Origin of the sequence: Chryseobacterium sp. BGARF1 (assembly GCF_001677955.1) — a bacterium.
Taxonomy (GTDB): Bacteria; Bacteroidota; Bacteroidia; order Flavobacteriales; family Weeksellaceae; genus Chryseobacterium.
In genome coordinates this window covers 26,901-37,598 of record NZ_LELA01000084.1, presented here as the reverse complement: position 1 = coordinate 37,598, position 10,698 = coordinate 26,901, and the positions used below count along the sequence as shown (strand labels likewise).

The following is a 10,698-nucleotide window of genomic DNA, read 5'->3' as shown; positions in this document are numbered from 1 at the left end:
CAACTATCAACTATCAACTATCAACTATCAACTATCAACTATCAACTATCAACTATCAACTATCAACTATCAACTATCAACTATCAACCATTACAAAGAATCCCTTTCAATATATTTAAAGACATTATTTACCTGCTCTTTTTTATTTTTAAGAACCATATACGCTGCAGATTCTGCCATTGCTTTAAAGTCTGTTGTGATTACGGTAATTCCCAGCAACTCTTTCAAAGGGGTTTCGTTGTAGGAAATAATACCGATGTCTTTTCCTAGTTCAAGATTTTTCTGTCTAATTTGCTTTACCAAATTCACCAGATCACGCTCTCTGATGGTGATAAATATATCTTTGTCCTGAAGTTCCATATCGGGATAAATTTCATCTAAAATTTCGTAATCTAATTTAAAATCCTCACAAAATTTCTCAAAACCACGTACGATACGGAAAGGATAGGGGTGAATCGATTTATCAGGATAAACCAAAATAATCTTCTCGTATTTTTTTATTTTTTCTAAACCTTCCTTCAAAGCATTATAAATATCATGCTCAAAATCCTGAAAAATAGTACCATATTCTCCTGAAATATTAGGTTTGGTATTATCAAGCAATAACAACTTGTTTTTCGGAATTTTTTCAATCATCTCAATGACTTCTTTTGTCGAACTCGTATGTTTCGACTGTTTATCACGGAAATGGGGCATAATGACATAATAATCGAATCCGCCAAGATTTTTTTTCAAAGAATTGATAAAAAGGGTTTCGTCACAGTGATAAATGTACATCTCAACATTGCCTTTGGTACCGATTGCATTGACGAAATAATTATATATCATCATTTTATAAGTACTCGGCTTGTTGATTAGAAAGAAAATATTAATCACATCATTCTTATTGATTCGTGAAATATAATACCCTTTACCTTTTACAGACTCTATGATTTGCCTTTTTCTAAGTTCTTTATAAGCTTTTTCAACAGTATCTCTTGAAAGAAAACAAGATTCACTGAGCTCGTTAATAGAAGGTATTTTTTCTCCAATTTTGATTTGTCCGCCATCAATTCCGTTCAAAATAGAATCTACGATCTGTTTGTATTTCGGAACTCTGGAGTTTTCATTAATGTTGATTTCTAAGGTTTCAGACATGATTTTCAGGTAGGAGATGGTACTTCAGTTAAAAAATATTTAGTCAAAGTGATGATTAAATACTGAAGACAATTTACAAAAATTTACCTTAACAGTTTTATGGATAAATTTAATATGAATCCTAGTTTTAAATTATTGAATATTAGTTATTTGACTCTTAAAATTAAACTGATTTTACTTTGAATGAAATTACCATTTTGGTGGGTCAGCAATAAAATTTATAAATATTTAATCTAAAAATTAGCTTTTCAGTAATACTTAGCTTGAATATTTCAAATATATTTTTCGATTTAAAAAAATCATTATTAATACTCAAAAAAATAACCCGTCTGATTTAAAATATGTACACGTCTGAATAAAATAAATAAGACGTCTGAGTTTTACAATTAACACGTCTCATTTTTGAGTATATATATTGTAAATATAAAACTCTGCTTCAGAGAAGCAGTATCTGTGTAGAAAAAAAATTTTAAGTAAAGCGAAATCCGTAGGATTGTTATCTAAAAAAATCATACAAAAAATTTCGAATCAAATCTCTCAAACCCTAAAACACTCAAACCCTCCGACGCAAAAAAGCCTGCCCTTTTCAGAACAGACTTCAATTAATATGAATGTAAAATTGTTTAAGGCATTTTTTTAAATCCTTCCGCTTTTATTTTCCATGTTCCATCTTTCGGAAAACCAGGAAATTCACCGGTAGAATTATCCCAACCTTCAAGCATCATTGCAACAGTTGTTAAAACGCCACCATTTCCGGGAAGATAAATTCTCAACCTTCCATCCTGAAAATTATGACCGTTTTTTAGATAAGTATTGGTTTTAACATCCATAAACAAAGCATCTAAAGCTTTGTTTGGAAGATTTAATCTTGCTGCATTCATCGCTGTCATCGGGAAATCCCACCCCCAGGTATGTCCCCAGTTCCATCTTTCCCAAACGATATCCAACGTATTTTTCATTATTTTTTTATCCAATTTTGGAGACTCGGGAACCATTCCTAATGCTCCTAAAACCGCAGGGTGATCGGTCATCCATTTTGGAAAGGTGAAAGAATCTTTTGCTGATTCAGTAGATAGATAAACTCCATCCTGAACAGGAAGTGGTGCCAGTTTCGAGATTACATCGTCCCATTTTTTATCTCTCGATTCGCCTAATCTTTCTTTCCATTGTTGCGCAACTTTTAAAGCCCAGTCCCAATACGCCACTTCATAAGTTGGGTTAAAAGTATCTTTCGCAGGGAAAACTTCCTGCGCAGGAATCACACCTTTACCCAAATTATAACGGTTTTTTTCTTTGTCAAAAGTCGCATAATCTGCCATAAATTCTGCTGTTTCGAATACCAGTTTTTTATACTTTTCCAACACTTTTTTGTCGTGATTATGACGGTACAAAAGCTCGGTCATATAAATAATGTGTGGCTGTTCCCAAATCAAAAATGCAGCAACAGAAGACGGACTCTCATTTCCTTCGTTATCCGACATTTTAATCCAACGAACACCTTTGTAGCCTTGTCTTTCGGCTAATTTTTTTGCTTTTTCAAATGTTCTGAAATAATAATCCAGCTGTTTTTCCAGAATCTCCGGTCTTCCCCATAAAGCGTAGTGAACGCCGTGCCACCAATGCATTTCTGTATGTGGTTTTCCGTACCAGCTGTTGAAGGTTAAACCTGTTTCCTGTGGCGGATTGCTTCCTCCACACTGAACTTTTGTTAGATATTCAGATAACACAACTCTGCGTTCCAGTTCGTTTGCTCTAGGGTCTGTACTTCCTTCAAAATCTACGGCAGCACCGCTTTCCCAAAAGTTTTTCCAACCTGAAATGCTTTCTTTTTCAGCATCACCAAATAAACTTTTTGAAGTCTTTTGATTTTTAGCTGAAAACTCAACAGTCAATTCAACCGTTTTGTTTTTAGATGAAGGCAGGTAAACAAAATAATGTTTACCAGCTTCACTTAGTTTCCCATCAGTGAAATACAATTGAGTAAAATAATCTGCAGTTTGTAATTTGTGTTCAATCAATCCCTGATTTGAATTCATTGAAACAATTTTTGTTGAATGCTTATCTGCATTTCCATAAAAAGCTGCATCATCCAAAAACTGTCCGCTTGGATAGGGATATTTTGCAAAAACTTTTAATCTCTTTTGAGAAATTAAATCCGATTCAATTTTCACCCCGATTTTATCTGAATTTTGGAAAGAAGCAGTCCAAACTTTTACAGGAATTCCTTCTAAAGTAAATTCACTCGTGATAATTCCAGTCCACAAATCAATTTTCTGATTAATATTTTGGAGGTCTGAAATTTTTGCTTTCTGACCGTCTTTTTTAATCAGCTCAATTCCGATATTTCCCAGTTGCAAGCGGTGTTGGTTTACACGGAAATATTCAACTGCTTTTTTGTTGCGTTCCGGTTCTTTGATTTGAACGCTGTACAAAGCTTTACGACCGTCATTATTGAAATCGTAAGGCTTTAAAGTTTCCTCGAATTTATAATTTTCGGTATTCGGAAAACTGTTCCATCCCCATTCAGACTGCGTTCCCAAAGAAACACCGTTCTTATAATATTCAGGAAACGATTGCATTCCGGTAATATCAACCGTGTATGCAAATTTTCCGTTTCCAACGGTCAAAGTGGAAAGGGTATCAGCTTTTGTGTTGACCACATTATGGCGCTGAACGACCTTTCTTCGGTCGATTTTCTGGGCATTTAAGGATGAAAATCCTATCAGGAAAATACCGAGATATATTGTAATTTTTTTCATTTTTCTTTTATTTAAGTAATAAAAATTATTCAATGTTATATTTTGGGCAGCTACTCCGCCTTCCACTCCCAATCTTTTATTCGTCGTTCCTCCTCACAAAAGGATTTTCGTTCAAGTCGGGCTGCAATATTTTTCGTGTTAGAATAGAATGTTATTTATAATTTGAATTCTATTCCTTATTTTAGAATTGTTATCAATAGAAATGGGCTTTAGCCCGTTTATTAATCGTCAATATTCATTGGCTTTAGCCAAAATCTAAACTAAGTTTTGGCTAAAGCCTTAATGATTTTATTTTTACAAGAGTCTCTATTGATTTTATACTTATCTCAAAACAGTCGCACTCATTATTCCAATCACCACATCATTGCTCACTGCCGTTAATTTTATCGATTTTAATTCTTTATTCTCATCAATAGGCAAATCCAGAATCGTTGCAGCACCACCATCAACCTGACGGTCTGTAAATCCTTTGATACTCGAATATTTACTTAAAGTTCCGCCTTTGTACAATTCTCCAGTTTTCAACTGAACTCGATACGGAATTTTATCATAAGGAATTTCAAAAGCAAAATTATCATCAAACAAATCCTGCTCAATTGGCCACCAATTTGTCGGGTTTTTTAGCTCTAATTCCGAAGTTGAGCCATCAACATACTGAACTGTAATTGTTCCATTCACAATCTGCGACTGCATCGGATTGGTAGAACCTGCCATCAGAAAGTATATTTTCTTTCCTTTTCCTGTCAAAGGAATCTCAATTGATTCGGGATAATTATCCCACTGACTCGCAAAGGCAATGTTTTTATCGGTTTTATCAATTAAAAATGGAATTCCAAAGAAATCAACTTTGTCATTTTTTCTTTTGTTCATTAATCCACTGTCATCGATTTGAGCAGTGATTAATGGATAACACCAGTTTCCGATTCCCTGCCAAGGAAGTTGTAGAGTAGGGACTTCTAATCTTGGCGAAAGATATTTCTGGTTGAAAATTTCAGTTACTTTTTCATTGTATTTTGAAGCCAATGAAATATTATTAAATTCACCTTGGTTTTCAATTTCCCAGTCTGTGATTTCAATATTTTGTTTAATTCCGTTGTATTCAAGCCCAATAGAATTTGTTCCTTTACTTAAATAATTTATTGGAATTTCAATTGATGAATTATGATTTTTTTGAATGGTAAAAGTTTTATTTAAACTATTAATATTCAGTTTTCCATTAATTGGATTGGATGATTTAGATTGAATATGCAATTTTTTATTCACCCATTTTGTTTCCAGAGGAAAACGAATGTCAACATTTACAGGTTGCCACCAACTCGTTCCGTTTTGCTCGACTTGAACGAAAAATGTTCCTTTTCTTTCTTCTTGGACTAAATTAAAGTCATTTTTAACCACCCCGTCTTCTCCCTTTGGTCGAATCCACCCCTCCAGAGGAGGGGAATTTTTAATCAGTCCTTGTGGGTCGTAAACTTGTTTTATTTTCTTTTTTGAATCAAAATTTAATTGAATGTTTTCAGAAATATAATTAGTGAAATTAGTTTGCTCGTTTTTAATTTCCTCTCCGGAATAATTGACTTCAATCTTAAAATTCTTTCCTTTCGGTGTTTCAAACTGAATGATTGGCTGTAAAATAGAATTAGGTTTTACTTTCCAATCTACTTTTTTACCATCCACTTTCACCGATTTGATGTTGGAATAATTCACAGGAATCTGCATTTCCAATGAAACAGGATTCTGATATTTTGAATTAAATAAATATTCAGTTTTCTTGGAAGTTCTAGTAAATTGATATTCCCAATCAGGAAGTTTCAACTCAGCAGAATTCCAGCCTTTTGGAAATCCAGGTTTGATGCTTATTTTGTTTTCCAGTAAATTCGGATAAACTCCAAAAAGTCCTTCTGTCAAAGTTCTCGATGCGACACCTATCGGGTCGGCAAAATCTCTGTACAATTCCCCACGGAAAGCATCGTAATGAGAAAGCTGTTCAAAATTCCCTGGACTGATGCCGTAATACATCGACTCAACTAGATTTCCTTTCCAAAGTTGGTAAGCATCTTCATTTCTTCCGGCTTGCCAATACGCCAAAGCGGTTTGTAAATTTTCTGCCAAAGCAACATTGTTGATTGACCAGTCGTAAGGTTGCCAATTGGTGGTCGCCAACGTAAAATAGTCTTTACTATCCGAACCTTTTACCGTAATCGGAATTTTTGGTGTGTGATTATTAATGTATTGTAAATTCTGATAATCCTCAAATTCATTCAAAATAAATGCATCGGAAACGTGGTAAATCGACCAGATACCTGGTTTGTCGTGAACAATTTGGTTGCCTAAAGCATCTTTATATTCAGAAAAATACCCTTTGTTTTTAATCCAAAGTTCGTTTTTCATCGCCTTTAAAATCGCATCAGCTTCCTGCTCGTAAGGTTTTGGATTTTCACCAATTATTTTCGCCAGTTTCGCCATTTCACGGTTGGCTCTGTAATTATAAGCCGAAGTATGCGTGACTTTTCCGCCAGAATATTGAAGTGCATCGCTCGCCCAAATCGCAGCATATGCATCGTACAAATCACCACGCTTGAAATTTCGCTTTTCCCAATCCATATGACGAACCATCGTTGGCCACATTTTTTTCAAAAATTCTTTGTCTCCCGTGTAATTGAAATGCGAAAACATCTGGTCAAAAAACACCAGATTCATATCATAATGATGTGGTTTTGTATTGTCATTTGGATTTCTGGAAATATATCCGCTTGAAAAAACAGAAGTTCCCATTTTCTCCGCACTTCTAGCCAAATGAAGCAAAGTATCCATTTCTACAGGTGCAGAATCGGGTTTTAAAACCTGTGAATTGGCATAACTTTCAAAATGCTCTTTTGCTCTGTCGTGCCAACTCAATGCATCGGCAGTGTAAGCTCCACGCCAAGCATTCAGTCGCATTCTCCAGGCAACCGCACCGTGAAGAAAGGTCGGACTTTCCCAAATCCCGTCTGCGGCAACCGCTAAATTGGCTCCGAAATTATTTAAATCTGCATCCGGAGTTTTGAGCTGAATTCTGTTCGTTAATGTTAAACGAGCTTTTTCAGCTTCATTAAATATGTTTTTCAACTCTTCATCCGAAAAGTTTTTAGCTGATTTTCCTTTCGCAACCTGAATGTAAACTGGTTGTTTTTGAGAAGAATATGAAGCGTAAACAATCGGAGATTTGTCTGTTTTATTTTGAGTAAACTCAACAAGTTTTTCTAAGGTTTGAGCATCGGTTTGCTGTAAAGAATTGACATTCGAAAAACTTCCGCTGACTGTTTGAGCTTCTTTTTTCTTATTTAAATAATTAAGCTGAAACTGATTTTTATTAATTTGAAATTGATTGTTCAGGCAATATTCAGGAAGTAAATAAAATCCGGATTCTGGGTCTGCACCGATGTCCCCATTTCTGCTGAAAGTCGTTCCGCTTGCTCCACCGTAAACTGCATAGATTTTTGTTGATGAATCTATATTGATAGTTTCCATTTTTAAAACCAAGCCTTCTTCTTTAGCCTGCGCTAAAACGGTTAATTTCAAAGTTCCGGTTCCAAGAATAGGGTCTTTGATTTCATACAACATCGTTCCCGGACGATAACGGGTTTCAATTTTATCAGCCTGAATCAATTTTTTGATTGAATTTCCTTTCTGGATAACGAATTGAAGATTCCCGCCCATTCCCGGAAGATATAAAGCGAATTCCGGCAAATCTCCAGCTTCAACTCTTGATGCACGATTATCTCCATACAAAGCACGGTTGAAACGGTATTTTCCATTCACCAATAAAAAGTCGCCTTTGTCTTCTTTATAATGCAGTTCACGTTCTTTGTTCTGCCAATGTTTCGACTGAGCAAAAGAATGTGAAAATGCCGATAAAACAATCAGTCCTGCGAAAATGGTTTTCCTTCGCATCTTATGGTTTTAACTCGGTTAAAGGTTGTCCGTTAACGGTTACATTTTTCAGCGTAACATTTTTCATGTAATCCACTTTGTAAGGAATCTGAACGCCAACCATTTTAGCATTAATCATCGTGAAATCCTTTACAGGAGAAGTTTCGTAAGCATCAGAAAATACAGCATATTTTCCACCTTTGTCAACTGTTAAATTCTCAACCCAGATATTTCTCATTGTCGGAATATGATTTCCCGGTTTTTCATAATGCATATTAAAACGAACGGCTGCTTCTTTGTAAGCGCCAACTTTTGTATTGTAGAAAAATACGTTTTCGATGATTCCGCCACGGCTAGAGCTGGTTTTTAATCTTAAAGCTCTGTCAAGATTTTTACTGTCCATTACATTTCCGATAGCGTAAATATTTTTGGCACCGCCCGCAATCTCGCTTCCGATAACAACTCCGCCGTGACCATCTTTCATTTCACAATTTTCGATGATGTGATTTTCAGCTGGTCTTCCGATGTCTCTTCCGTCTTCGTCTCTTCCTGATTTGATGGCAATACAATCGTCTCCTGTATCAAAATACGAATCTTTAATCCATACATTTTTACACGCTTCCGGGTCAAAACCATCATTGTTCGGACCATGACTGATTACTTTTACTCTTTCAATCAAAACATTTTCACATAAAACAGGATTCAGATTCCACATTGGAGAGTTTTTTACTAAAACATCCGCCATATAAAAGTTTTTAGACTTGTAAGGCTGAACAAAGTTTGGTCTTAAATAATAACCATCTCCGAAAATTCTTTCTCTCGCAGGTTTTCTCTGCGCCATATATTCATGAAGCTTGGCTCTCGCTGGATTTTGTCTTCCCGGACGAGAAGTGTTGTAGCCATATTTTGTTGCACCACACCAAAACCACCAGTTGTCTAAATCAGCATTTCCGTCTAAAGTTCCTTTCCCGGTTACCGCAATGTTTTCTTCTTCATAAGCGTAAATTAAAGATGAGTAATTCATACATTCCATTCCTTCCCAACGTGTGAAAACAATAGGGTAGTCGTTGCTGTCCTGACTGAACAAAATCGTAGAACCGTCACTCAAATGTAGGTTGACGTTAGATTCTAAATAGATTGCACCTGTAAGGAAAATTCCGTTTGGAACGACAACTCTTCCGCCACCTTCTGCGCTGCATTTTTCGATTGCTTTTTTGAAAGCTTCGGTATTTTTTGTCTTTCCATCTCCAATCGCTCCAAAGTCGGTAATCAGGTAATCAACTTTTCTGAATTCAGATTTTTTGATTTGCTTTTTTAAAGCTTTGATTTCTTTTAATGGCTGTTTTGAGGAAGTCCAAGGTTTGTATTGCGCCGATGTGTGAATCGATAAAAGGAATACAAAAAGGATTAAAACATGTTTTTTCATAATTCTAGAGAATTGTAAGTTTAAAAAGCTGGTCTTTTGAATTGTTTCTTTCTAATCGCAATCTAAAAGAATTGGATTTAAAAATTGTCCTGCACTGTCCGTGTCTTTAATTATTTCAATATGTAAACGATTGCATATTGTCAATATTACAAATTATTTAAATATGAATAAGACAAATATTTATTTAATAATGCTTTAGAATAAAAGTAAACAGAGACATTTAATTTCTTTTTGAAAAGCAAAAAATTGGAAATGAAAAAAGAAAAATTTTCTAAAAATTAGAAACAAAAAAAGAGAAATAAGCATGTTATTTCTCTTTTTATATCTTAAATATATTGTGAAGTTTAAAGTTGATTTACTTTTAAAACTTATAAACAAATGCATTAATATTCATTCCTGCTCCCACTGATGCGAATAAAATAATGTCATCCTTTTTGATGGAATGTGAAGGCAACTCGTTATTCAAAATCATAGTTAATAGTGAAGGTATTGTTGCAACACTGCTGTTTCCAAGCTTACTGATTACCATCGGCATAATATCAGCAGGTGGAGGAGTGTCGTATAACTGATAGAATCGGTTGACAATTGCCTCGTCCATCTTTTCATTTGCCTGATGAATAATTATTTTATCTAACTGGTCTATTGTATAACCACTTTGGTCAAGACATTTTTTCATTGCTTCCGGAACATTGATGAGGGCAAATTCATAAATTTTTCTGCCATCCATTTTAATATATTTTGTATCTGGAGAATGATCAGTATTATAGGATTGGGCAAAATTCAAGAAATCTTTTTCTTTATAGGTATAAGAAGCGGAAATATGAGATTTTATTCCTGAATCATCATCATCTTCATTGGCTTCCAAAATGATAGCTCCTGCTCCGTCTGCATAAATCATGCTGTCTCTGTCGTGAGGATCTGTAACCCGAGAAAGTGTTTCTGCACCAATAACCAGGCATCTTTTTGCAATACCAGATTTGATAAATGCATTTGCCTGAATCACGCCTTCAATCCAACCAGGACATCCAAATAATAAATCGTAACCAACGCAGAAATTATTTTTAATCTGTAATAAATGTTTCACTCTTGATGCAAGGCTGGGAACAGCGTCAGACTGTATGGTACCAGATTTTATATCCCCAAAATTGTGAGCGAAAATAATATAATCTAAAGTTTCAGGGTCAATTTTTGAATTTTCTATTGCATTTTTAGCGGCAATAAATCCTAAATCAGAAGTTACTTGATTATCACTAGCATATCTTCTTTCTTCAATTCCTGTAATTTTTTTTAGTTTACTGGTAATTGAAGAGTTATCTTCCTTTAGATTTTCGCCTTTTTCATTAAGGAAAACATGGTTGTCGAAAAACAGATTGGTAATAGTTTCTGAGGGTATGTAGTTGCCTACACCGATAATTTTACTTTTCATATTACGGGAGTCTCATTGTTGAGATTCAATAAAAAACTATG

Annotated in this window: 5 protein-coding genes; all 5 read right to left on the bottom strand. The window is 34.8% G+C overall.

Annotated elements, in window-relative coordinates:
* Nucleotides 1-90: 90 nt before the first annotated feature.
* Nucleotides 91-1,137 (bottom strand): GntR family transcriptional regulator, encoded by a 1,047-nt coding sequence (locus AB671_RS16330; RefSeq protein ID WP_066681549.1) that lies wholly within the window; start codon nt 1,135-1,137, stop codon nt 91-93.
* Between the two features lie 623 nt (nt 1,138-1,760).
* Entirely contained in the window at nt 1,761-3,896 is a 2,136-nt protein-coding gene (locus AB671_RS16325; protein WP_066681564.1) for a hypothetical protein, read from the bottom strand.
* Nucleotides 3,897-4,217: 321 nt separating this feature from the next.
* Nucleotides 4,218-7,826 (bottom strand): DUF4450 domain-containing protein, encoded by a 3,609-nt coding sequence (locus AB671_RS16320; RefSeq protein ID WP_066681551.1) that lies wholly within the window; start codon nt 7,824-7,826, stop codon nt 4,218-4,220.
* A 1-nt stretch (nt 7,827) separates the two neighbouring features.
* Nucleotides 7,828-9,231 (bottom strand): glycoside hydrolase family 28 protein, encoded by a 1,404-nt coding sequence (locus AB671_RS16315; protein WP_066681552.1) that lies wholly within the window; start codon nt 9,229-9,231, stop codon nt 7,828-7,830.
* Between the two features lie 361 nt (nt 9,232-9,592).
* Nucleotides 9,593-10,657: a 3-oxoacyl-ACP synthase III family protein gene (locus AB671_RS16310; protein WP_066681554.1), complete on the bottom strand. Its 1,065-nt coding sequence runs from the start codon at nt 10,655-10,657 to the stop codon at nt 9,593-9,595.
* Between the last annotated feature and the right edge of the window lie 41 nt (nt 10,658-10,698).